The organism is Kitasatospora paranensis, from assembly GCF_039544005.1.
Taxonomy (GTDB): Bacteria; Actinomycetota; Actinomycetes; order Streptomycetales; family Streptomycetaceae; genus Kitasatospora; species Kitasatospora paranensis.
Map to the genome: position 1 here is coordinate 7,238,207 of NZ_BAABKV010000001.1, position 20,958 is coordinate 7,259,164.

Genomic DNA, 20,958 nt, shown 5'->3' on the forward strand with positions numbered 1-20,958 from the left:
ATGGCGGTACCGGGGCGACGAGCCCCTCCGGATCGGAGCAGCACCATGGATCTCCGCGATGAGCTCCCCGTCGACCACCGGCTGGCCCGGGTCTACCGGATCGGCGCCGGCCTCTGCGGCGCGGCCCTGCTGGTCTTCGGCTGCCTCGGCCTCGCCGACGGCCTGGACTTCTTCTCCACCCACGGTGAACAGGTCGCCGGCCTCTCCAGCAACGGCCTGCTCAGCCTCGTCTCTATCGTCGTCGCCCTGGTGCTGATCGCCGGTGCGGCGATCGGCGGCAACACCGCCTCGACCGTCAACATCGTGGTCGGTGCGCTGTTCGTCCTCAGCGGCTTCGTCAACCTGGCGCTGCTGGACTCGGGCGCCAACCTCCTCGCCTTCCGGATCCCCAACGTGGTCTTCAGCTTCGTCATGGGCTTCGTCATCGCCACCTTCGGCATGTACGGCCGGGTGTCCGGCAAGCTGCCGCTCGACAACCCGTACTGGCGCAGCCGGCACCCGGACGCGGCCCCCGCCGCTCGGCCGCCGCGCACGGCGATCGGTGGCCGCGCCTCGTGACGTCGCCCCGCCCGCACTGGGTCTTCGCCGACCAGCTGGGACCGCACTTCACCGACCCGTCGGAGCACGGACCGGCCGAGCACGCCGAGATCGTCCTGATCGAGGCCCGGTCCGTGTTCCGGCGCCGCCGCTTCCACCGCGCCAAGGCCCATCTCGTCCTGTCGGCCCTGCGGCACCGTGCGGCCGAACTCGGCGACCGGGCCCGCCACGTGCGGGCCGACACCTACCGGGAGGGCCTGCGGCAGGCCGTCGGCCGCCGCCGCACGACCGTTCACCACCCCACCTCGCGGGCCGCGCTCGGCCTCGTCGAGCGGCTGCCGCAGACGGAGGTCCTCGGGCCGCGCGGGTTCCTGGTGGACTTCGCCGACTTCCGCCGCTGGGCCGACGGACGGGGTGAGCGACGTCTGCTCATGGAGGACTTCTACCGCCGGGTCCGGCGCGCCCACGGCCTGCTGCTGGACGGTGCCGGGGAGCCGGCCGGCGGCCGCTGGAACCTGGACCACGACAACCGGGAACCGCCGCCGCGCGGCGCCGGCACCCTGCCGGTCGAGCCGCCCCGGTGGCCCGAGGAGGACGCGATCGACGAGGAGGTCCGGGCCGACCTGGACCGCTGGGAGCGGGCCGGCGAGGTGTCCTTCGTGGGCCGCGACGGCCCGCGGCGCTTCGCGGCCACCCGGGCCGAGGCCCTGGAGGCCCTGGAGCACTTCGTCACCGCCCGGCTGCCGCACTTCGGCCGGTGGGAGGACGCCATGCTGCACGACGACCCGTGGATGGCGCACAGCCTGCTGTCCGTCCCGCTGAACCTCGGCCTCCTCGACCCCGAGGAGTGCGTGCGCCGCGCCGAACTGGCGTACCGCGCGGGCGCGGCGCCGCTGAACAGCGTCGAGGGCTTCGTCCGCCAGGTGGCGGGCTGGCGCGAGTACGTCTGGCAGCTCTACTGGTACCTCGGCGAGGAGTACCGCACGGCGGACGCGCTGGGCCACCGCACCCCGCTGCCCGACTGGTTCGCCGACCTGGACGCCGAGGCGGTCGACGCCCGGTGCCTGTCCCGCACCCTCGCAGAGGTCCGCGACACCGGCTGGGTGCACCACATCCCGCGGCTGATGGTGCTCGGCAACTGGGCGCTGCAGCACGGCTGGGACCCGCGGGCCGTCACCGACTGGTTCCACCGGTGCTTCGTCGACGGCTACGACTGGGTGATGCTGCCCAACGTGGTCGGCATGTCCCAGTACGCCGACGGCGGCCGGATGACCACCAAGCCGTACGCGGCGGGCGGCGCCTACCTGCACCGGATGAGCGACTTCTGCGGGCCCTGCCGCTACCGGCCGGGGACCGGCTCGGCGCGCACGCCTGCCCGTTCACCGCCGGCTACTGGGCGTTCGTCCACCGCCACCGCGGCCTGCTCGCCGCCAACCCCCGCACCGCCCGCGCGGCCGCCGGGCTCGACCGGCTGAGCGGGCTGCCGGAGCTGCTGGCCCAGGAACGCGACCGCGGCCAGGACCCGCCGTGACCGCAGCCCGGGACGACCGCGGCCCGCCGTGACCGCGGCCCGGGACGACCGCGGCCCGCCGTGACCGCGGCCCGGGACGACCGCAGCCAGCCGTGACCGCGGCCCGGCGGGGGCGTCAGCGCAGCCCGAGGTCGGCCAGTACCTCGCGGGCGGCCCGGGCACCGGAGCCCAGCGCCCCCTGCACCGAGCCGGTCGCCCGGTGGTCCCCGCAGACGTAGCGGCCGGGCCCGAACCGGGTGCTCCGCGACAGCGGGTGCGGCGCCGGCATGGCGGGCAGCGCCGCCGCGATCGGGTAGTCGGCCAGGTGCTCCCAACCGGAGGTGTCCGCCTCGTACAGCTCGGCCAGCCGCGCCCGCACCGTCGGCTCGTCCGCGGCCGTGCCGAGCACCGACGTCGACACCAGCGCCCGCCCGTCGCCCGCGCAGCCCGGCACCACCTCGGACAGCACCACCGAGTTGAGCACCACCCCGTCGGAGTCGACCACCAGCGTCGGCTCGGCCAGCGGGCTCACCGGCGCCGCGTGGTACAGCGTCGTGACGGAGCGGGCGGGAGGCACCGCCAGACCCGGCAGCAGCCTGGCCGCCGCGGCCGCCTCGGTGGCCACCACCACCGTCCGCGCCGCCAGTTCGGTGCCGTCGCCCAGGACCACCCCGTCGGCCGTCAGCGCCGCGACCGGCGCCTCCAGCCGGACGGTGCCCGGCGGCAGCGCCGCCGCCAGTGCCCGCGGCACCGCGCCGATGCCCTGCTCGGGCAGGCAGAGCGTGCCGCGCAGCATGCTGCGCCACACCAGGTGGAAGTACCGGCTGGAGGTCTCCAGGCCGTTCTCCAGGAACACTCCGGCGAGGAACGGCCGCATCACCTCGTCCACCGTGCGGGCCGACAGCACGCGACGGAGCGCACGCTCGGTGGGGACGTCCGGGCCGCACCGCAGCAGCGCCGCCGGCAGCACCATGTCGCGGGCGCCGAGCAGCCCCAGCGCGAGGACGTCGCGCAGCGGCGCGAGGCGGCCCGGCAGCAGGTCCGCGGCCTGGTCGGGCCGACGGGTCGGGTCGGCGAACCGGTACCGGCCGCGGGCGCCGGACAGCACGAAACCGGGGGTGAACGGGTGCAGCCGCAGGTCCTTCAGGGCCAGCCGGCGGCGCACCTGCGGATAGGCGGTGTTGAAGACCTGGAAGCCGCGGTCGAGCCGGAACCCGCGGAGGGCGTCGGTGCGCATCCGGCCGCCGACGGCGTCCGAGGCCTCGACCACCAGGACCCGCAGCCCGGCCGCGTACAGGTCCTGCGCGCAGGCCAGCCCGGCGGCCCCCGCGCCCGCCACGATCACGTCCACCGCTGCTGTGCCGGGCGCCATACCGTCTCCTCGTCAGGTCCGTCGGTTTCCGGGGCCGGCCGGACGCCCGGTCACCCGGACGGCACCGCTCCCCGGCCAGTCAAGCGGCTCGGCCCGGCCGTCCGAGGACGCCACGCGGGCCCGCCGCTCCGCTTCGCGGGGGCGGCGGGCCCGCCGGTGGCGTCCGACCCGGTGTCAGGAGGTCGGCATCAGCACGGTGTCGACGATGTACACCGTAGCGTTGGCAGTCTTCACGTTGCCGCACAGCACCTTGGAGTTGTCGTTGACGGTGAAGTTCTCGCCGGAGCCGGTGACCTTCACCTCGCTGCCCTCCAGGGTCTTGTGACTGCCGGCCAGCGCGGCCGGGGCCAGCGGCTGCGGCACGACGTGGTAGGTGAGCACCTTGGTGAGCTTGGCCTTGTCGGCGAGCAGGGCGTCCAGGTCGGCCTTCGGGATCTTCGCGAAGGCGTCGTTGGTCGGTGCGAACACGGTGATGTTCTGGGCCGAGTTGAGGGTGTCGACGAGGCCGGCCTGCTGGACGGCGGTGACCAGGGTGGACAGCAGCGGGTTGTGCGACGCGGCCGTGGCGACCGGGTCCTGGGCCATCCCGGTGAAGGAGCCGGCGCCGTCCTTCGGTACCGCGGCGCAGGCCGCGCCGAACGGCTGGTCGGCCACGGCCGACCCGGTCGCCGCGGACGGCGACGCGGCGGCGGACGTGGTCGCGGCGGGCGAGGCGGCCGACGTCGACCCGGATCCGCTGCTGCACGCGGTCAGGCCGGCGGCGAGCGCACCGGCGCAGGCCAGCGCGACGAGGGAGGAACGGCGGGTGGTGGTGCGGAACATCGGGTACTCCTCGGGATTCGGCGAGCGGCCGGTGGGCCGGTCGGTGCGGGGTGTTCCGGGCACGGCGGTGCCGCCGTCCGGACCGCCGCGGGTCGGGCGTGGTGTCGGGTCGGGCGTGGTGTCGGGTCGGGTCGGGTCGGCCCTGTGGGGCCGGTCGTCGGTACGGGGGTCAGGTGACCGTCACCACGGTGCTGTGCCAGCCCGTGGCTCCGGCCGGGAAGGGGGCGGCCCGGGCCTCGGTCTGGACGGCGCCGGTGGTGTCGGTGGCGCGCACCTCGATGCGGTGGGTGCCGGGCTTCGCGCCCGTCCAGGTGTGGCTCCACTGGCGCCACAGGTCGGGGCCGGCGTCGGCGGCGAGGAGGCACTCCTCCCAGCCGCCGCCGTCCACCCGGACCTCCACGGCGGCGATCCCGCGGTGGGTGGCCCAGGCGGTGCCGGCGACCGTGACGTCCCCGGCGGGTACTCGGGCGAACGGGGCCGGGACCTCGATCCGGGAGGCCGTCCGGACGGTGCCCGTCCGGTCCCAGCCGCGCTTGACCCAGTACGGGTCGAAGGCGGCGAAGGTGGTGACCTCCAGGTCGACCAGCCACTTGGTGGCGGAGGTGTAGCCGTAGAAGCCGGGCACCACCGTCCGGCACGGGAACCCGTGCGGGATCGGCAGCGCCTCGCCGTCCATGGCCACCGCCAGCAGTGCGCGCCGGCCGTCCAGGACGGACTCCAGCGGCGTGCCGATGGTCATCCCGTCCTTGGAACGGCCCACCAGTTGGTCGGCGCCGCGCTGCACCCCGGCCCGCCGCAGCAGGGCCGGCAGCGAGGCGCCGAGCCAGCGGGTGGTGGACGCGTACCGCCCGCCCACCTCGTTGGAGACGCAGGTCAGCGTGGAGTCCAGCTCCTCCAGCGGCATCGCGAGCAGCTCGTCGAAGCCGATCAGCAGCGGGTGGTCGACCAGCCCGTGCACCCGCAGCGACCAGCGGCGCGGGTCGATCCGGGGCAGCGTCAGCGCGGTGTCCACCCGGTAGAAGTCACCGGTCGGTGTGGCGAAGGGGGACAGGCCGGGTACTCGCGGGTGGGCCGCGGCCGGGAGCGGGGCCGCCCGGACGGCGGGGGCGGGCAGTCGGACGGCGGCCCGGGCCTTCGCCACGTCGTAGCGGCGGTCGGACAGCGCCCGCCCGCCGGTGGTGCCGAGCGCGGCCACCGCCACGGTGCCGCCCGCGGCGGCCAGCACCGCGCGCCGGCTCGGCCCCGCTGTTCCGTCCTCCTCCGGGCCGGGCCCCGCGGTCGCCCGGCGCCAGGCGCGGGCGAGCAGGTACACCGTGGCGGCGGCGGCCAGGCCGGCCACCACGGACGGTGCCGCGTCCGCGGTGGCCGCACTGGGCCGGGACAGGGCGGCCCAGGTCCCGACCCCGCCGAACGCCGCGAACACGGCGGCCCCGACGGCGGGTCGGCGCACCGCGAGCAGCCCGCCGAGGGCCGCGAGGGCGGCCACCGTCAGGTAGATGCCGCCGAGCAGCACCTCCTTGTCGCGGGTGCCGAAGGTGCGGACGGCGTACTCCTTGAGCGGAGTCGGCGTCAGGTCGATCGCGGCGGAGCCGACCGCCACCACCGGCGCGCCGTCGGGGCCGCTGAACGCGGCGACGAGTTCGCCGGCTCCGACCGCCACCGCAGCGGCCGCCAGGCCGATCAGGGCTGCCCCGGCGGTGCGGGCGAGGCGCCCGGTCGGGCGTCGCGCTGCGGGGGGCCTCGCGGTGGAGGTCGTCGGGTTGCTCACACCCCCGTTCGGCGCCGTCGGCCGCCCGGATGGGTGACGATTGCGGAACGGACCCCGCCCCGGGCGTGGAACGCGCCGCCCCGGACACACGTCCGGCATGGGACCACTGAGTGAAACCGGCCCGGCCGGCCCGCCGCCCGCCCTGCCCGCGGACGGCGCCCCGCGGCGGTACGGCGCGGCCGCGCGCCGGTGGGCGGCCGTGCGCCGGGTGGCCGTCGGCCTGTGGGACGGCGAACTCACCGACCGGGCGGCCGCACTGACGTACTACGGGGTGCTGGCCGCCTTCCCGGCGACGGCGGTGCTGCTGGCCGTGCTCCTGGCCGTGCCCGGCGCGGCGTCCTCGACGGACCGGCTGCCGGGCGTGCTCGATCGGATCGCCCCGGGCGCGGTCGGGGACCTGCTGCGGACGGCCGCCCGCCAGTCGGAGGGCCACGGCGGCCTCGGCTGGCTGGCGGTGGCCGGGCTGCTCACCGCGCTCTGGTCCGCCTCCGGGTACGTCGGCGCGTTCGTCCGCACCGCGAACGCGGTGCTCGGCGTGACCGAGGGCCGGCCGTGGTGGAAGGTCCTGACGCTGCGGTTGGGGCTGACCCTGGCCCCTGCGGTCCTGCTGGGCTGCGCGGCGCTGGCGGTCGTGGTGAGCGGGCCGACGACGGCCGCCCTGGGCGACGCGCTCGGTCTCGGCCGGGCCGTGCAGGCCGTCTGGCAGGTCGCTCGCTGGCCCGTGCTCGCCGTGGTCGCCGTGTTCGCGGTCGCCGCGCTCTACCGGGTGGCGCCGGACGCCCCGCGCGGCGGGCGGCGGTTCGTGTCGGCGGGCAGTGTCCTGGCGGTGCTGTCCTGGCTGGCGGCGTCCGCCGGGTTCGGCTGGTTCGTCCGCGCGGTGGGGTCGTTCGACCGCATGTACGGGGCGCTCGCGGGCGTTGCGGTCAGCCTGGTGTGGCTCTGGCTCTCCAACGTCGCCCTGCTGCTCGGTCTGGCGCTGGACGCGGCCCGCCGGGAGGCGGACGGGGGTGACGGTCATGGAGGAGATGTGAAGGAGTCGGACTCCTTCCGTGCCGATCGGCGCCCGGGTGTCTGAGGCGCGCATGCCCGGGCATGCGAGCCGCCGACGAACCCACGGAAGGGACGGCCATGGCAGTGATGAGTGAAGTGTCGACGATCGGGACTGTTCCGCCGGCAGCCGGCCGGTGCGCCGGGGCCGAGCAGCAGCCCGCCCCCGTACTGGACGGGCCGGTGATCGACGACCCGTCCGCGGTTGCCCCTGCGGACGCCAAGGCACTCTCGGCGAGCCTGCTGGAGCGCCTCCGGACCCTGGAGGAGGGCTCCGCCGAGTACTCGTACGTCCGCGGCACCCTGATCGAACTGAACGTCTCCCTGGTGCGCTACGTCGCCCGCCGGTTCCGGCAGAGCGGCGAGCCGATGGAGGACATCGTCCAGGTCGGCACCATCGGCCTGATCAAGGCGATCGACCGGTTCGACCCGACCCGCGGACTGGAGTTCGTGACCTTCGCGATCCCGACCGTGGTCGGCGAGATCAAGCGCTTCTTCCGCGACACCACCTGGGCCGTGCACGTGCCCCGGCGGCTGCAGGAGCTGCGGCTCGCGATCGCCAAGGGCCGCGACCACCTGGAGCAGACCCTCGGCCGCCCGGCGACCGTCGCCGAGCTCGCCGCCCACCTCGGCATCACCGAGGAAGAGGTCGTCGAGGGCATGGTGGCCGGCAACGCGCACACCGCCGGCTCCCTCGACCTGCGCGAGGAGGGCGAGGGCGGCGACGGCTCCCTGCTCCAGCGGCTCGGCCGGCACGACCCCGGTCTCGAGAAGGTCGACAACCTGCAGACCCTCAAGCCGATGGTCGCCGCGCTCGGCGAACGGGACCGCCGGATCCTGCACATGCGCTTCGTCGAGGAGATGACGCAGGCGGAGATCGGCGCCGAACTCGGCGTCTCCCAGATGCACGTCTCGCGGCTGCTGGCCCGCATCCTGGCCGGTCTGCGCGCGGGGCTGCTCGGCGACGCCGCCTGATCGACCGCCGGCGGGTCCTGCGGCCCGCCGGCACCACCCGCACACCCCGGTCCCCCGGCGGCCCCGACCGCCGGGGGACCGGCGCGTGTCCCCGCCGGGGGACGCGGGCGGGCCCGGCGGGCGCTCAGTACGCCCGCCCGAGGAACTCCTCCGCCGTCCGCGGCCAGTCGACGGCAGCCGACTCGGTGCCCATCGGGACGAGCTGGTAGCTGCCCTCCAGGAAGGCGGTCAGATCCCGCTCGTCCAGCCGGACGCTGGCCTCGCCCCCGGCGGACCGGAACGCCAGCCGGACGCCGCCGACACCGTCCGGCCGCACCCGCAGGTCCCCGATCCCGGCCTCGCCGAACCGGCCCTCCCGCAGCAGGTCCCGGCCCACCGTCCACTGCGGGCCGTCCTCGACCGCGCCGCCGTCCTCCACGACCAGGGTGGCCGTCAGCCGGGCCGGCCCGGGGAAGCACAGCTCGACCGCATACGGGTCGTCCGTGCGGTAGCGCAGGACCACCCGCACGGTCCGCGGATGCGGCGGCCCGAAGCGTGCGGTCGTGTGCCACTCGATGATGTCCACCATGCTGCGTCCCTCCGGGGCGTACGGCGTTTCGGGTGCCCGTCGCCTGCCCCCGCGCACGGGATCCATGCCGGGGTGTTTGCGCGGCGCCACAGCGGCAAGGCGGCCGACGAACCGGCGCCGCGCGGGGCATGACGCCCTGTCCGGCGCAGCCCGCGCACCACTCCCGGAAGGAGAACGGCATGACAACCGTGGCCATCGTCCTCGTGGTCCTGGTGGCCGCCGCCCTGGCGGTGACCCCGCTCGTCCTGCGCCGGCTCAGAACACGCCGCCTGCGCAGCCGCTTCGGCCCCGAGTACGACCGCGCCGTCCGCGGCCACAAGGGCGACACCGCCGCCGCCGAACGCGAACTCGGCGAGCGGGTCGCCCTGCACCGCGGACTGGACCTGAAGCGCCTGCCGCAGCCCGACCGGGCCGAGGCGGAGGACGAACTCCGCCGTCTGCAGGTCCTGTTCGTCGACGACCCGCTGCGGGCCGCCGCCGACACCGAGCGGCTGCTCCAGTCCGTGCTGGACCGGGCGGGCTACCCGCAGCAGGGCAGGATCCAGGCGCTCTCCGTCGACCACGCGGACCTCCTGACGGCCTACCGCGGCGCCCACTCCACCCTGGACCAGGCCCGCACGGCGACCGCCGGGACGGAGGACCTGCGCACCGCCCTGCTGGCCGTCCGCACCCTCACCCGCGCCGTCCTCGACCGCGACCCCGGCCGCCCCGGACCGGCCGGCAAGGGCCGCGCGTCCGCCGGCACGAGCCCCGCGCCCGCCGCGCAGCGTCCTGCCGACGGCGTCGCCCGCACCCCGGTCCCCGGGCACGGCTGACGGCCCGACCGAACCCCACGACCAGCACTGCCACCCGAGGGAGAGAGATGACCGCCGACCGCCCCCAGAACCCCGACCGCCGATCCGCCGAGCCGGCCCGCGGCCGCTTCGTCGACGCCTCGCCCGCGCCGTCCGCCGGACCGGAGAAGACCCCGGCGGGCCCGCTGCGCACGACCGTCCCGCGCCAGCCGGACGCCTCCTCGCCCCGCACCGCGGCCCCCGCCCGCCCCGAGCCCGCCGACCCCCGCCCCGAGCCCGCCGACCCCGGGTCCGAGCCCGCCGACCTCGACCGCACCGCCCGCGAGCGCGACCGTGACCGTGCCGACCGTGACCGTGACCGCGCCGGGCAGCCCGACCGTCCGGACGGCGCCTTGGGCAGCTGGCTGGAACCGCAGCGGGTCGAGGTGCTGTCCGCCGAGTGGAGCTCCGTCCAGGCGGGCTTCGTCGACGACCCGGCCGGCGCGGTCGAGCAGGCCGACGCACTCGTCGCCCGGGCCGCGGACCTGGTCGCCGAGGCCGTCCGGCGCCGCCGGGAGGGCCTGCGCGCGGGCCAGGACGGCCCGGCCGGCCACCCGACCGGCACCGAGGAGCTCCGGCTCGCCCTGCGCGACTACCGCAGCGTCCTGGACCGCCTCCTCGCGTCCTGACCGACCCCCGCGGCCCGGGCCCCGGCGCGCCGACCGGCCGCCGGGACCCGGGCCGCTGCACGGAAGGAGAACCATGTCCCTGTGGAGCGCCCTGCGGCCCGTCGCCGTCGCCGCGGCGGTCGTCCTCACGGCCCTCGTCCTGGACCGCACTGCCCTGCGCCTCTCCCGCCGCCTCGCCCCGCGGATGGCCACCAGCCCGCTGCGCGGCCTGCTGCGGCCGTGCCGGGTGCCGGTGCTGCTCACCTTCGGCGCCCTCCTGATGCTCGCCGCCGAGCCGGGCGCAGGGCTGCCGGACCCGGTCCGCGGCCCCGTCCGGCACGGCCTGGTGCTGTTCGCGCTGGCCTCCGGCAGCTGGCTGCTGGCCCGCGTGGTCGCCCTGCTGATCGACACCTCGCTGGCCCGCTACGCCACCGAGCGCCGCGACCCGGCACGGATCCGCCGGGTGCGGACCCAGACCGGCATGCTGCGCCGGCTGGCCAGCGCGGGCATCGCGGTGGTGGCCCTGGCGGCGGCACTGATGACCTTCCCGGCCGTCCGCTCGGTCGGCGCCAGCCTGCTGGCCTCGGCCGGGATCCTCGGCCTGGTGGTCGGCGTCGCCGCCCAGAGCACCCTGGCCAACCTGTTCGCCGGGATCCAGCTGGCCTTCGGCGACATGGTCCGGCTCGGCGACGAGGTCGTGGTCGCCGGGGACTGGGGCACCGTCGAGGAGATCACCCTCACCTACGTGGTGATCACGACCTGGGACCAGCGGCGCATCGTGATGCCGGTGTCCTACTTCGTCGGCAAGCCCTTCGAGAACTGGTCCCGCCGCGATCCCGCCATCACCGGCACCGCCGTGCTGCACCTCGACCACCGCACGCCCATGGACGACCTGCGGGCGGAGTTCGGCCGGCTGCTGAAGGAGAGCGAGTGGTGGGACGGCCGGGGCAGCGCGCTCCAGGTGGTGGACACCACCCCGAGCACCATCGTGGTCCGGGCGTTGATGACGGCGCGCAGCGCCTCCGACGCCTTCGAACTGCGCTGCTGGATGCGCGAGCGGCTGATCGGCTTCCTGCGCGAGGCGCACCCGGAGGCCCTGCCGCGGGTGACCCTCGACCGGACGGCCGCCTGACCGCGAGCCCGGTCCCGGGCCCGGTCGCAGGCCCGACCGCGGCCCGCTGCCGTCGACGTCCCGTCAGCGGACCGGGAACCGGCACGGATACGGGTGCGGGCAGCGGGTAGACGCGCCGCGGGCCCCGCCGGGGGCCGTGACCCACCCCCACGGAGGGACCCATCATGGGCATCGGCGGCTGCATCATCCTCTTCGCCATCGGCGCGATTCTCACCTTCGGCGTGAACTGGCACTTCTCCGGCGTCGACCTGACCGTGGTCGGCATCGTCCTGATGGCGGCCGGCCTGCTCGGCGTCGTCGTGTACGCCAGCGTGCTGGGCCGCCGGCGGGTGCTCGGCGGCCGCCCGGTGGACGACGTCGTGGTCGAGGAACGCCGCTACCACGAGGGCATCTGACCCGTCGCCACGACGCGGACGACGCACGGCAGGGCCTGCGGCACGACACCCGACGCACGAACGGAGACGACGATGAAGGACGAGCTGTGGAACCACCGCCCGGAGACCGGCTGGACGGTCGGCGCGGACCTCACCGGGTACGCGGTGGAGGCGGCGGACGGCCGGATCGGCAAGGTCGACCGGCACTCGGCCGACACCGACGGTGCCCACCTGGTGGTGGACACCGGTCCGTGGATCTTCGGTCACCAGGTGCTGCTGCCGGCGGGCACGGTGACCGGGATCGACCACGAGGCGCGGACCGTCCACGTCGGCCGGACGAAGGACGAGATCAAGGCCGCGCCGGAGTACGTCCACCTGACGGCGGTGCTGTCGCCGGACTACGTGCGGACGCTCGGCGCGTACTACCGCCCGCTGATCTGAGGACGTGCGGGTGTGCAGCGGGGCCGGGGAACCCGGCCCCGCTGCACACCCGCACGGTCAGGCCGGGGTGCGGTGCCCGGAACGGCGGCGGGCCCGGCTGAGCAGCGCGTGCCGCTCCTCCTCGGTGAGGCCGCCCCAGACCCCGTAGGTCTCCCGGGTGCGCAGCGAGAAGGCCAGGCAGTGCTCGCGGACGGGGCAGCGGGCACAGACCCGCTTGGCGCGGGAGTCCCGGGCGTCGTGGTCGGCACCGCGCTCGCCGGCCGGGTGGTAGAACAGGTCGCCGTCGGTCTCCCGGCAGGCGGCCCGGCGCTGCCACTGCCGGGTGGACCCGGCGGGCCCGGGCAGCCGTGCGATGTTCTTCGTCATGACGTCTCCTTCGGGCGGCAGGCGGGAAGGGGCGACGGGCGGTCCGGCCCGGGCACCCGGGCGACGGCGAGCCAGACGCCGTGCCGGAGGGCGAAACCGAGCCGGTCCACGAGTTCGCGGCCGGAGGGTCGGCGGGCCATGTCGGCGGGGAAGGTCATCGGGCACCCCCGCCGCGGGCCGGTTCCGGACGTGCTCCGTGCGCCATCGTCGTGCTCCCTCCCGAACGGTGCGGCCGCGGTCCCGCGGCCACAGTGCGGCGCGTCTACCCCCGTTCGCGGCGGTGACACCGGTGGATCCGGGAGGTTTCGTCGGCCTGATGGGGGTGAGAAGAAGCCCGCCACCGGGTACCGTGCCCCTGGTCGGCCGATCGAAGTCGGCGGGCCGGGTGCACCTGAGGAACGGGGCCGGTCGGCAGCATGCCGGCGGCAGCTTGTGGAGGACTGGGAGACGATGGGCAGCGGTGAGCCGGGCACTGGTCCGGAAGCGGTTCGCACCTCCGAGGTCGAGGGGGCGGTGCGTACCGCCCCCGGCCCGGACGGGGCGCTGGTCTGCTCCCTGGCGGGCGACCTCGACCTGGACGGACTGGCCGGGGTCGAGGGGCCGCTGAGGGAGATCGTGGCCTCCGCGCCGGGTCTGCTCTGCGTCGACCTCTCCGGGGTCGGCTTCTGCGACTCCTCCGGCCTCAACCTGCTGCTGCGGCTTCGGCTGGACGCCGAAGGGGCCGGGGTGCCGCTCGTGCTGGCCGAGCCCCGGCCGCAGTTGAGCAGGCTGTTCGAACTGACCGGGGCCGGGGCGGTCTTCCGGGTCTTCGACTCGGTGGAGGAGGCGTGTGCAGCCGGATGAGCACCACGCCGGGCCGCCCTGGGACAGGAGGCCCCCGGGCAGGGCATTCCAGGGACGTGCCGGATTTCCACCAGGGTGAGGACATGAGCAGCAGTTCGCAGACCGCCGACGGGCCCGTCGTGGGGCAGCGGCGCCGCTACCGCTTCGGCCCCGCCGGGCAGGTCGGTCTCGGCCGGGAGTTCACCGCCAAGGCGCTGCGCGACTGGGGGCTGGCCGACGACGAGCTGCTGGACGAGGACGTCCGGTTGATCGTCTCCGAGCTGGTCTCCAACGCGTGCCTGCACGCCGGGGGCCGATCGAGCTCGTGGTGACGCTGAAGCAGACCGCCGTACGGGTCGAGGTGTTCGACGCGGGCCAGGGCGCGCCGCAGCCGCGCAGCCCGCACCAGTCGTCGCGGCCGGGCGGCCACGGCCTGCACATCGTCGGCCGGCTCAGCTCGCAGTGGGGCGTGGAGCCGACCGACGGCGGCAAGGCCGTCTGGGCCGAGATCGCCCGGCCCGCGGACGTCGGCTGACCGGACGCGGGGCCGCCCGGTCAGGGGGCGACCACGCGCGTACCGCCGGCACGGATCCGGAGCTCGGCATGGACCGGGAGATCGGGGGCAGACGGCCGCCGACCGCTTCGGACGTCCCTGGGGAGTCGAACGTGAGGATCGCGCAGGCCGGCGCCGCATGCATACCCGTTCCCGTGCCGAGCGTGGTGCCGCTCGTGCTGCGCTACGACTCCGAGGACCCGTACGCGGTCGTGCTCGACTTTCCCACCGCGGCCGCCGAGTTGTCGGCACCCGCTGCGGTCGGCCCGGAGGTCGCCGAAGGCGGTGAGGTCAGCTGGCGGGTCTCCCGGGAGCTGCTGTGGGCCGGTGTCCGGGGCCCGGCGGGCGAGGGGGACTTCCGGCTGTTCCCGTTCGACGAGCGCCTCACCGAGCTGGAGTTCCACCACCCGCTGGGGGTCGCGCTGGCGCTGGTCGGGACGGCCGATCTCCGCTCCTTCCTGAGTGCCACCGCCGACGCGGTGCGGCCCGGGACGGAGCACCGGCACGTCCACTGGCCCGACACCGTCGAGGCACTGCTGCGGATCGCCGACTCCTGACCGCTCCGCGACCCGGTGGTCGTGCGGTCAGGCGGCCGCCGGAGCCCGGCGCAGCAGCAGCGTGGCGTGCACGACCTTGCCCGCACCGTCCTGCCGCACCCCCACTCCTCGGCCACCGCCCGGACGAGGGCGAGCCCGCGGCCGGACACCGCGTCGGCGTCCGGCCGGCGCAGCACCGGGTGCCCGTTCCCGCCGTCGCGCACCTCGATGCTCACCCGGTCGTCGGTCACCACCAGCCGCAGGGCGATCGGCGGGCCGCCGTGCCGGACGGCGTTGGTGACCAGCTCGGAGACGGCGAGCTCGGCGTCGTCCACGACCGCGGCCGGCATGCCGCGGCCGTCGTCCCGCAGCACCTCGTGGAGGGTCCGCCGGACGAGTTCGCGGGCCGCCCGCGGGGCCGGCTCCGCCATCGGCACGGCCACCGTCCGCCGTGCCGTCCTGTGCTCCGTCGTCATCGCCCGCACCTTCCCTCTCGTGTTCGCGGCCCTCTCCTGTCTGCTTGCCGCGTTCGCCGACGGCACACCTGCCGCCTGCCGCCCGGGGCGGTCAGGTCCCCCAGGCGAGGTGCAGGATCGCCAGGTCGTCGGAGTGCCGGCCGCGGTTGAGCGCGTCGGCGGTGGTGACCAGGTGGTCCAGCAGGCGGTCGGGCGCCAGCGGGCCGGCGTCGCGGACGAGCGCGACCAGCCCCTCGGTGCCGAGCCGGTCGGGGCCGTCCCCGACGTGGCCCTCGATCAGGCCGTCGGTGAACAGCAGCAGGGCGCCGCTCGGCGGCAGCCGGAACTCGGCCGCCTCCCAGCCGCCGTGCCCGGGCAGCATGCCCAGCGCGATGCCGTTCGGGGCGTCCGCGTCGCGCCACCCCTGTTCGCTCCGCAGCAGCGGGGCGTGGTGGCCCGCGAGGTGGACGACGGCCCGCCCGCGGTCCGGGGAGAGGGTGAGCGTGGCACAGGTGGCGAAGACGTCCGGCCGGGTGCGTTCGGCGACCAGCACCTGTTCCAGCAGGGCGAGCAGCTCGGTGTCGCGGTGCCCGGCCAGGGTCAGGGCGCGCCAGGTGATGCGCAGGCAGACGCCGAGTGCGGCCTCGTCCGGGCCGTGCCCGCTGACGTCGCCGATGAGGGCGTGCAGGCAGCCGTCCGAGGTCTGCACGACGTCGAGGAAGTCGCCGCCCAGCAGGGCGCGTTCGCGCCCGGGAAGGTAGCGGCTGGCGACGGTGACGTCGGCGGAGGTGAGCAGTGGTGCCGGCAGCAGGCCGCGTTCCAGGCGGGCGTTCTCCTGGGCGCGGATCTGGTTCTCCCGCAGCTCGGCGGCGGCCCGGCCGGCCTCCTTGCGGTGCACGGCGTACCGGACGGCGCGCTGCAGCAGCTGGGCGTCGACCAGGCCCTTGACGAGGTAGTCCTGGGCGCCGGTGGCCACCGCACGGGAGCCGGCGCCCGCGTCCACCAGCCCGGTCAGGACGATGACGGCGGTGTCGGGCGCGGCGCGCAGCACCGAGTCGACGCCCTCCACGCCGGAGGCGTCGGTGAGGTGGAGGTCCAGCAGGACGCAGTCGGCCGCCTCCCGTGCCAGGTGGGCGAGCGCCTGCGCCATGGTCGTCCGGTGCCGGAGCGTGTACCGCAGGTCGGTGTCGGTGAGCATCTCCTCGACGAGCAGCGCGTCGCCGGGATCGTCCTCGATGAGCAGGATGCGGTAGTGCTCGTCCACCGGGGCGGGCACCGGCGGTGCGGAGGTGGGCCGGGGCCGCGGGAGCGGCGGCGCCGGGTCGGTCCGGGTCATCGCAGGGCCTCCTGCGGCCCGGCACCGTGCTCGCCGCCCTGCCCGGCGGACTCCGCCCGTGCGGCCGGCACGGCAGCCGGCGCGTCCGGACCGGCTTCCTCGGTGGCGGGCAGCGTGAACACCAGGCGGGTCCCGGGGGAGTGGGCGCGGTCGATGCCGATCGTGCCGCCGTGGAACTCGACGATCTTCTTGCACATCGCCAGCCCGATCCCGTTGCCCGGGTAGGCGTCGCGGGTGTGCAGTCGCTGGAAGATGACGAACACCTTGTCCGCGAACTCGGGGGCGATCCCGATGCCGTTGTCCGCGACGGCGAACGTCCAGCCCGCCGCGGAGCGCTCGGCGGACAGGTGGACCTGTGCCGGCCGGTCGGGGAGTGGAACTTCACCGCGTTGCTGACCAGGTTCTGCAGCAGGATGCCGAGCTGGGTGGCGTCGCCCTCGACGGTCGGCAGCGGGTCGTGGGTGACCGTCGCACCGGTCTCCTCGATCTGGACGCCGAGGCCGTCCTCGGTGGCGCGCAGCAGCGCCTCCAGGTCGACCGGCGCCTGTCCGCTGTGGACGCGCCCGACCCGGGAGAACTCCAGCAGGTCGTTGATCAGCGTCTGCATCCGGTTCGCGCCGTCCACCGCGAAGGCGATGTACTGCCGGGCCCGGTCGTCGAGCTGCTCGGCGTAGCGGCGCTCCAGCAGCTGGCAGAAGCTGGCGACCTTGCGCAGCGGCTCCTGGAGGTCATGGGAGGCCACGTAGGCGAACTGTTCCAGCTCCGCGTTGGACCGCTGGAGGTCGGCCGTCTGGTCGGCGAGCAGCGCCCGCGCGTGGTCGGCGGAGGCCACCTCGTCGACCAGGCGCCGGCGCATGGCCTCCACGCTGGCGGCCAGGCTGCGCAGGTCCGCCGGCCCGCTCTCGCCGATCTGCCGGTCGAAGACGCCGCCGGCCACCGCGTCGGTGTCCTCGGCGAGTCGGCCGAGCGGCGTGGTCACCCCGCGCCGCAGCGCCTCGAAGATCAGGGCGGCGAGCGCCACGATCACGGCCATGATGCAGCCGAAGACCACGTTGCGCTGCACCCGGACGGTCTCCAGGGCGGCCCGGTCGACCGCCCGCTCGTGCCGCAGTCCGTCCTGGAGGCGGGTGGAGGCGGCCCGGACGGCGTCGAAGGAGCGTTTGGCGTCGGTGGCGTTCCGTTCCGCCTCGGCGACCGGTGCGCCCGCCGGGGCGGCGGCCACGGGCCGCGCGGCCGTCCGCTGCCAGGAGTCGGCGGCCGCGGTCAGCGTGGCGAGGTCCGCCGCCGACGGGTCGTCACCGGTCAGCAGGCCGGACAGCTCGGACTCGCTCTCCTGCTGGAGCGCGAGTCCGCGGGTGTACGGCTCCAGGAACTCGGTGCGCCCGGTGAGCCCGTAGCCGCGGACACCGGACTCCTGGTCGACCAGGGCGGTCTCCATGCGCCCGGCCGCGATCAGCGCGGGGGACGTCCGGTCGACCAGGCGGTTGTTGACCGTGCCGGCGTGGACGAGGACGGCCCAGCCGAGCACGCTGAGCGAGGTCAGCACGGCGAGGGCGCCGGCGACCCCGACCCGCAGCCACCGCCGGGTCGTCCACGGGGCCCGTCGGCCCGGTGGGGCGGGACGGGGCCGGGCGCCGTCGGGCGCGGCGGCGCCTGCCGCCGGGGACTGTGCCACGCTGTGTGCCTTCCGTCGTCTTCCGCCCCTGGCGTGGCGGGAGGTCGCCTAACGCCGGTGTGCACGGCGGACGCCACGTTAGCGTGTGGCGGGGGCCGCTTGTCGTGCCCGGCAGCGGATCAATAAGGTTGCGAGTATGCCGGGTACCCCGATCGATCCCGTTCTCACCTGTGAACGTCCCGGCGGCACCACCCGGACGGTGTGGCCCCGCACCAAGCGGCAGTTCCGTGCCCGCAGCCCCCGAAACCCGGAGTAGTGACATGACCACATCCGTTCCCGCCGGCCCCTACCGCGTCCTGCTCGTGGAGGACGACGCGGCCGACGCGATGCTGATCGAGGACGCGCTGCTCGACGGCGGCGCCGTCCGCTCGATCAGCCAGGTCCCGGACGGCATCGCCGCCCTCGACCACCTCCGCTCGCAGGACGAGATCCGCCCCGACCTCATCGTGCTCGACCTCAACATGCCGCGGATGAGCGGGACGGAACTGCTGTCCGTCCTGAAGAACGACGAGGACCTCAAGACCATCCCGGTCGTGGTCCTGACCACGTCGGCCGCCCCGGACGACGTCTCCTCCGCCTACCGCCGGCACGCCAACGCTTACGTGACCAAGCCGGTGAACCTCGACGACTTCACCCGGGCGGTGCGCAGCATCGAGTCCTTCTACCGCGAGACCGCCGTCCGCCCGGCCTCGGACTGACCGCGCGGCCTCCCCACGGCCCCGGCGCGGGGCGCCGCCGGCGGGCACGGTTGGGCACGTCCAGGACGGGTAGCCGGGGCGGCATGCTGACGCTGGGAGTCGAGGAAGAGTACCTGCTGGTCGATCCGTCGACCTGCGAGCCCGTCCCGCGTGCCGAGGCGGTGCTGGCCGCCGCCGACCTGAGGCCCGCGCTGCGCCCGAGCGAGGCGCAGCACGAACTGCTCCAGGTGCAGGTCGAGGTCGCCACGCCGGTCTGCGAGGACCTCGACGCGGTCTCCCGGCACCTGGCCCGGATGCGGGCCGCCCTGCAGGGGCCGCCGCGCAGCACGGCTGCCGGATCCTGCCGGTCGGCGCGGCGCCGTTCGGCGCCGGGGAGCCCGTTCCGGTGACCCGCAAGGAGCGCTACCGGGCCGCGCACCGGCAGGCGCCGCTGCTCGTCGGGGACTTGATGCTGAACGGCATGCACGTGCACGTCGGCGTGCCCGACGAGGAGGAGCGGGTGGCGGCCCTGAACCGGATCCGGCCGTGGCTGCCGGTGCTGGTGGCGGTGGCCGCGAACTCCCCGATCTGGCAGGGCGAGGACAGCCGCTTCGCCAGCTGGCGGACGGTCACCTTCGACCGCTGGGCGGTCGGCGGGCCCCCGCCCGCCTTCCGGGACGCCGCCGACCACCGCGCCAGGGTGGACGCCCTGCTGCGGGCCGGCGCGATCACGGACGGCGGGCAGCTCTACTGGCAGGCCCGGCTGTCCGACAGCTACCCGACCGTCGAGGTGCGGGCGGCGGACGTGCAGCTCACCGTCGCCGACGCCCGGTGCGTGGCCGGGCTGGTCCGGGCCCTGGTCACGGCCGCGGTGCTCGCCGAGCGGCAGGGCCTTCCCCGCGAGGACCCGCCGGGCGAACTGCTCCGCGCGGCCACCTGGCACGCCGCCCGCACCGGTCTGGCCGGTCCGCTCATCCTCCCCTCCGACGGCACCTCCCGTACCGCGGCGGACGCGGTGGCCGCGCTGCTGGAGTTCGCCGAACCGGGCCTGGCGGCCGCCGGCGACGGGCCCGACGTCCGGGACGGGCTGAAGCGGTTCGAAGCCGACGGCAACGGCGCCCGGCGACAGCGAGCCTGGTACGCCGACGGCGGCCGGGACGGCCTGGCGCGGGGCCTGCTCGCCTCCGCACTCGCGGGCTGAACCGCGGTGGCGGCGGCCGGCCCCGTGCGCTCACCAGCCAGCCGTGCCGGGCCCGCCCTTGAAGGGGCCGCGGATCTCCGGGGTGATCCAGCCGCCGTAGAAGTCGCCCGGCTGCGCCTCCACCACCTCGCCGTCCACGGTGCAGCGCTCCACGCGGGACGGGTAGAAGGCCAGGTGGCCGCGGATCGGCTCGAAGCCCGGGGACGGCTCCGGGTAGCTCCAGGCGGCGTCGGCGCTGCGCACACCGTCGACGACCAGGTCCCAGTGGACCGCGTGGCCCTTCCACTCGCACCAGGTGCGGTGGCGGGACGGGACGAGCAGGCCCGGGGCGACGGCGGTGGGAGGCAGGTAGTACACCGGCGGATGGCTGGTCTCCAGGACCCGCAGGGACTCGGTGCTCTCCGCGACGGTGCGGCCGCCGAACCGGACCGTCACCCGCCGGCCGTCCGCCGCCTCGACGCGCGGCGGGCGCGGGTAGTCCCACACCGACTCGACCGGGCGGCTCGTGTCCTTCATCGTCACTCCTCGGGTCGGGGCCCGGCGTGTCCGGGCAGGCCGAGCGGTCGGCTCCCCACCCGGGGTTCGGAGCGGCCGGCGGTGCGGTTGGGTCCCCGGGGCGTCCGCCTGTGCCGCATCGTCCGGCTGCCCTGCGTCGGTGGGGTGACGTGCGCCGGTCGGGTGACGTGCGCCGGTGCGCCGGACCTGCGCCGCAAGGCCTCACCGATGATCGGCTGATCGGCCCTTACGCTCGCCGCAGACCGGCCCGGGATCCTGCTGTGCGCCCCCGGTCGTCCCCGCCCCGTCCCCGAAAGGATCACGCGCGTGCGCGCATCGCCTTCCGTCCGATCCCTGCTGCCGGCCCTCTGCGCGGCCCTCGCCCTCCCGCTGGCCGGCGCGGCCCCGGCCCTGGCCGAGCCCGGCCCCGCCCCCGCGCCGTTCCAGCTGGTGCAGTTCCGCAGCGCCTCGTTCGGCCTGTGCATCTTCGACACCCCCGGTGGCGGCCACAACTACCGCCTGCGGACGTGCGACGGCGACGAACTGCACCAGCTCTTCACCCGCGAGGTGCTCGGCGACGGGTCGGTCGTCTACAAGGGCGTGGCCTCCGGGCAGTGCGTCGACAACGACGGCACCTGGGCGTACTCGCACGCCTGCAACAGCGGCGACTTCCAGCACTGGTGGGAGAAGAACAAGGCCGGTCCGGTGGTGACCCTGCAGAACAAGCAGACGCTGAACTGTCTGGACACCGACGGGGACGCGGTCTTCGTCCGGGACTGCGGCGAGTTCATCCACCCCAACCAGCGCTGGCAGATCGTCCCGGCGCGCTGACCTCCGGCGGCCCGCCCCCGGACC

The 20,958-nt window shown here is 75.7% G+C and carries 24 protein-coding genes and 3 pseudogenes; 17 read left to right on the top strand and 10 right to left on the bottom strand.

The annotated features are described in order from the left end of the window. The first annotated feature begins 45 nt into the window (after window positions 1-45). Complete coding sequence (locus tag ABEB13_RS34440; RefSeq protein ID WP_345708610.1) at window positions 46-558, top strand: DUF4383 domain-containing protein; 513 nt, start codon at window positions 46-48, stop codon at window positions 556-558. Then, window positions 555-2,068, top strand: a pseudogene (locus ABEB13_RS34445) (cryptochrome/photolyase family protein). The gene ABEB13_RS34440 and the pseudogene ABEB13_RS34445 overlap by 4 nt, the downstream one beginning before the upstream one ends. Before the next feature lie 115 nt (window positions 2,069-2,183). On the opposite strand, the gene ABEB13_RS34450 reads toward ABEB13_RS34445, so the two are convergent. From ABEB13_RS34450 to ABEB13_RS34460, 3 genes are all read right to left on the bottom strand, one after another. Next, a complete protein-coding gene (locus tag ABEB13_RS34450; RefSeq protein ID WP_345708611.1) occupies window positions 2,184-3,419 on the bottom strand; it encodes an FAD-dependent oxidoreductase in 1,236 nt (411 codons plus the stop codon). A 174-nt stretch (window positions 3,420-3,593) separates the two neighbouring features. Next, window positions 3,594-4,241 (bottom strand): fasciclin domain-containing protein, encoded by a 648-nt coding sequence (locus ABEB13_RS34455; RefSeq protein ID WP_345708612.1) that lies wholly within the window; start codon window positions 4,239-4,241, stop codon window positions 3,594-3,596. A 169-nt stretch (window positions 4,242-4,410) separates the two neighbouring features. Further along, entirely contained in the window at window positions 4,411-6,009 is a 1,599-nt protein-coding gene (locus tag ABEB13_RS34460) for a molybdopterin-dependent oxidoreductase (RefSeq protein WP_345708613.1), read from the bottom strand. 97 nt (window positions 6,010-6,106) lie between these two features. Between ABEB13_RS34460 and ABEB13_RS34465 the strand changes: the two genes are divergently transcribed. Continuing rightward, entirely contained in the window at window positions 6,107-7,084 is a 978-nt protein-coding gene (locus ABEB13_RS34465; RefSeq protein WP_345708614.1) for a YihY/virulence factor BrkB family protein, read from the top strand. 62 nt (window positions 7,085-7,146) lie between these two features. Then, window positions 7,147-8,031 (top strand): RNA polymerase sigma factor SigF, encoded by an 885-nt coding sequence (locus tag ABEB13_RS34470; RefSeq protein ID WP_345708615.1) that lies wholly within the window; start codon window positions 7,147-7,149, stop codon window positions 8,029-8,031. Between the two features lie 124 nt (window positions 8,032-8,155). Here ABEB13_RS34470 and ABEB13_RS34475 read toward each other — a convergent pair whose 3' ends face one another. Continuing rightward, the gene (locus ABEB13_RS34475) at window positions 8,156-8,599 is read right to left on the bottom strand and encodes an SsgA family sporulation/cell division regulator (protein ID WP_345708616.1); all 444 of its coding nucleotides are present in this window, start codon (window positions 8,597-8,599) and stop codon (window positions 8,156-8,158) included. Window positions 8,600-8,778: 179 nt separating this feature from the next. Between ABEB13_RS34475 and ABEB13_RS34480 the strand changes: the two genes are divergently transcribed. The 5 genes from ABEB13_RS34480 to ABEB13_RS34500 all read left to right on the top strand — a co-directional run bounded on the left by ABEB13_RS34480 (window position 8,779) and on the right by ABEB13_RS34500 (window position 11,987). Continuing rightward, complete coding sequence (locus tag ABEB13_RS34480) at window positions 8,779-9,414, top strand: hypothetical protein (protein WP_345708617.1); 636 nt, start codon at window positions 8,779-8,781, stop codon at window positions 9,412-9,414. A 47-nt stretch (window positions 9,415-9,461) separates the two neighbouring features. Further along, window positions 9,462-10,061, top strand: a complete 600-nt coding sequence (locus ABEB13_RS34485) for a hypothetical protein (RefSeq protein WP_345708618.1) — start codon at window positions 9,462-9,464, stop codon at window positions 10,059-10,061. 73 nt (window positions 10,062-10,134) lie between these two features. Further along, a complete protein-coding gene (locus tag ABEB13_RS34490) occupies window positions 10,135-11,172 on the top strand; it encodes a mechanosensitive ion channel family protein (RefSeq protein WP_345708619.1) in 1,038 nt (345 codons plus the stop codon). 164 nt (window positions 11,173-11,336) lie between these two features. Continuing rightward, complete coding sequence (locus ABEB13_RS34495) at window positions 11,337-11,567, top strand: DUF6458 family protein (RefSeq protein ID WP_345708620.1); 231 nt, start codon at window positions 11,337-11,339, stop codon at window positions 11,565-11,567. Between the two features lie 72 nt (window positions 11,568-11,639). Continuing rightward, window positions 11,640-11,987: a PRC-barrel domain containing protein gene (locus ABEB13_RS34500; RefSeq protein ID WP_345708621.1), complete on the top strand. Its 348-nt coding sequence runs from the start codon at window positions 11,640-11,642 to the stop codon at window positions 11,985-11,987. 57 nt (window positions 11,988-12,044) lie between these two features. Here ABEB13_RS34500 and ABEB13_RS34505 read toward each other — a convergent pair whose 3' ends face one another. Together ABEB13_RS34505 and ABEB13_RS34510 are read right to left on the bottom strand one after the other, a co-directional pair. After that, window positions 12,045-12,353 (bottom strand): WhiB family transcriptional regulator, encoded by a 309-nt coding sequence (locus tag ABEB13_RS34505; protein ID WP_345708622.1) that lies wholly within the window; start codon window positions 12,351-12,353, stop codon window positions 12,045-12,047. Continuing rightward, window positions 12,350-12,511: a hypothetical protein gene (locus tag ABEB13_RS34510; RefSeq protein WP_345708623.1), complete on the bottom strand. Its 162-nt coding sequence runs from the start codon at window positions 12,509-12,511 to the stop codon at window positions 12,350-12,352. The genes ABEB13_RS34505 and ABEB13_RS34510 overlap by 4 nt, the downstream gene beginning before the upstream one ends. Before the next feature lie 355 nt (window positions 12,512-12,866). Between ABEB13_RS34510 and ABEB13_RS34515 the strand changes: the two genes are divergently transcribed. The 4 genes from ABEB13_RS34515 (at window position 12,867) to ABEB13_RS34530 (ending at window position 14,285) form a co-directional block, all read left to right on the top strand. Beyond that, window positions 12,867-13,196: an STAS domain-containing protein gene (locus ABEB13_RS34515; RefSeq protein WP_345708624.1), complete on the top strand. Its 330-nt coding sequence runs from the start codon at window positions 12,867-12,869 to the stop codon at window positions 13,194-13,196. A gap of 83 nt (window positions 13,197-13,279) precedes the next feature. Next, entirely contained in the window at window positions 13,280-13,507 is a 228-nt protein-coding gene (locus ABEB13_RS34520; RefSeq protein ID WP_345708625.1) for an ATP-binding protein, read from the top strand. Next, window positions 13,504-13,710 (top strand): ATP-binding protein, encoded by a 207-nt coding sequence (locus ABEB13_RS34525; RefSeq protein ID WP_345708626.1) that lies wholly within the window; start codon window positions 13,504-13,506, stop codon window positions 13,708-13,710. The genes ABEB13_RS34520 and ABEB13_RS34525 overlap by 4 nt, the downstream gene beginning before the upstream one ends. 131 nt (window positions 13,711-13,841) lie before the next feature. Then, the gene (locus ABEB13_RS34530) at window positions 13,842-14,285 is read left to right on the top strand and encodes an SsgA family sporulation/cell division regulator (RefSeq protein ID WP_345708627.1); all 444 of its coding nucleotides are present in this window, start codon (window positions 13,842-13,844) and stop codon (window positions 14,283-14,285) included. 86 nt (window positions 14,286-14,371) lie between these two features. On the opposite strand, the pseudogene ABEB13_RS40865 reads toward ABEB13_RS34530, so the two are convergent. The 3 genes and pseudogenes from ABEB13_RS40865 to ABEB13_RS40870 all read right to left on the bottom strand — a co-directional run. After that, window positions 14,372-14,740: pseudogene (locus ABEB13_RS40865) on the bottom strand (ATP-binding protein); the annotation flags it as partial. A gap of 91 nt (window positions 14,741-14,831) precedes the next feature. Further along, a complete protein-coding gene (locus tag ABEB13_RS34535; RefSeq protein ID WP_345708628.1) occupies window positions 14,832-16,055 on the bottom strand; it encodes a PP2C family protein-serine/threonine phosphatase in 1,224 nt (407 codons plus the stop codon). Beyond that, a pseudogene (locus tag ABEB13_RS40870) lies at window positions 16,052-17,631 on the bottom strand (sensor histidine kinase). Before ABEB13_RS40870 ends, ABEB13_RS34535 begins: the two are co-directional and overlap by 4 nt. A 359-nt stretch (window positions 17,632-17,990) precedes the next feature. Here ABEB13_RS40870 and ABEB13_RS34550 point away from each other — a divergent pair. The 3 genes from ABEB13_RS34550 to ABEB13_RS34560 all read left to right on the top strand — a co-directional run bounded on the left by ABEB13_RS34550 (window position 17,991) and on the right by ABEB13_RS34560 (window position 19,608). Continuing rightward, window positions 17,991-18,428: a response regulator gene (locus tag ABEB13_RS34550; protein ID WP_345708629.1), complete on the top strand. Its 438-nt coding sequence runs from the start codon at window positions 17,991-17,993 to the stop codon at window positions 18,426-18,428. Window positions 18,429-18,511: 83 nt separating this feature from the next. After that, complete coding sequence (locus ABEB13_RS34555) at window positions 18,512-18,817, top strand: glutamate-cysteine ligase family protein (protein ID WP_345708630.1); 306 nt, start codon at window positions 18,512-18,514, stop codon at window positions 18,815-18,817. Then, a complete protein-coding gene (locus ABEB13_RS34560) occupies window positions 18,769-19,608 on the top strand; it encodes a carboxylate-amine ligase (protein ID WP_345709926.1) in 840 nt (279 codons plus the stop codon). Before ABEB13_RS34555 ends, ABEB13_RS34560 begins: the two co-directional genes overlap by 49 nt. Before the next feature lie 30 nt (window positions 19,609-19,638). Here ABEB13_RS34560 and ABEB13_RS34565 read toward each other — a convergent pair whose 3' ends face one another. Continuing rightward, window positions 19,639-20,124, bottom strand: a complete 486-nt coding sequence (locus tag ABEB13_RS34565) for a DUF427 domain-containing protein (RefSeq protein WP_345708631.1) — start codon at window positions 20,122-20,124, stop codon at window positions 19,639-19,641. A 306-nt stretch (window positions 20,125-20,430) separates the two neighbouring features. Here ABEB13_RS34565 and ABEB13_RS34570 point away from each other — a divergent pair, with 306 nt between their 5' ends. After that, window positions 20,431-20,934, top strand: a complete 504-nt coding sequence (locus ABEB13_RS34570) for an RICIN domain-containing protein (RefSeq protein WP_100887204.1) — start codon at window positions 20,431-20,433, stop codon at window positions 20,932-20,934. Window positions 20,935-20,958: the final 24 nt, after the last annotated feature.

Coding starts and splice junctions, on each gene's coding strand:
- ABEB13_RS34495 (WP_345708620.1), top strand. CDS start 11,337: ATGGGCATCGGCGGCTGCATCATCCTCTTCGCCATCGGCGCGATTCTC.
- ABEB13_RS34480 (WP_345708617.1), top strand. CDS start 8,779: ATGACAACCGTGGCCATCGTCCTCGTGGTCCTGGTGGCCGCCGCCCTG.
- ABEB13_RS34490 (WP_345708619.1), top strand. CDS start 10,135: ATGTCCCTGTGGAGCGCCCTGCGGCCCGTCGCCGTCGCCGCGGCGGTC.
- ABEB13_RS34535 (WP_345708628.1), bottom strand. CDS start 16,055: ATGACCCGGACCGACCCGGCGCCGCCGCTCCCGCGGCCCCGGCCCACC.
- ABEB13_RS34455 (WP_345708612.1), bottom strand. CDS start 4,241: ATGTTCCGCACCACCACCCGCCGTTCCTCCCTCGTCGCGCTGGCCTGC.
- ABEB13_RS34485 (WP_345708618.1), top strand. CDS start 9,462: ATGACCGCCGACCGCCCCCAGAACCCCGACCGCCGATCCGCCGAGCCG.
- ABEB13_RS34505 (WP_345708622.1), bottom strand. CDS start 12,353: ATGACGAAGAACATCGCACGGCTGCCCGGGCCCGCCGGGTCCACCCGG.
- ABEB13_RS34465 (WP_345708614.1), top strand. CDS start 6,107: ATGGGACCACTGAGTGAAACCGGCCCGGCCGGCCCGCCGCCCGCCCTG.
- ABEB13_RS34520 (WP_345708625.1), top strand. CDS start 13,280: ATGAGCAGCAGTTCGCAGACCGCCGACGGGCCCGTCGTGGGGCAGCGG.
- ABEB13_RS34565 (WP_345708631.1), bottom strand. CDS start 20,124: ATGAAGGACACGAGCCGCCCGGTCGAGTCGGTGTGGGACTACCCGCGC.
- ABEB13_RS34550 (WP_345708629.1), top strand. CDS start 17,991: ATGACCACATCCGTTCCCGCCGGCCCCTACCGCGTCCTGCTCGTGGAG.
- ABEB13_RS34510 (WP_345708623.1), bottom strand. CDS start 12,511: ATGACCTTCCCCGCCGACATGGCCCGCCGACCCTCCGGCCGCGAACTC.
- ABEB13_RS34450 (WP_345708611.1), bottom strand. CDS start 3,419: ATGGCGCCCGGCACAGCAGCGGTGGACGTGATCGTGGCGGGCGCGGGG.
- ABEB13_RS34440 (WP_345708610.1), top strand. CDS start 46: ATGGATCTCCGCGATGAGCTCCCCGTCGACCACCGGCTGGCCCGGGTC.
- ABEB13_RS34555 (WP_345708630.1), top strand. CDS start 18,512: ATGCTGACGCTGGGAGTCGAGGAAGAGTACCTGCTGGTCGATCCGTCG.
- ABEB13_RS34500 (WP_345708621.1), top strand. CDS start 11,640: ATGAAGGACGAGCTGTGGAACCACCGCCCGGAGACCGGCTGGACGGTC.
- ABEB13_RS34475 (WP_345708616.1), bottom strand. CDS start 8,599: ATGGTGGACATCATCGAGTGGCACACGACCGCACGCTTCGGGCCGCCG.
- ABEB13_RS34470 (WP_345708615.1), top strand. CDS start 7,147: ATGAGTGAAGTGTCGACGATCGGGACTGTTCCGCCGGCAGCCGGCCGG.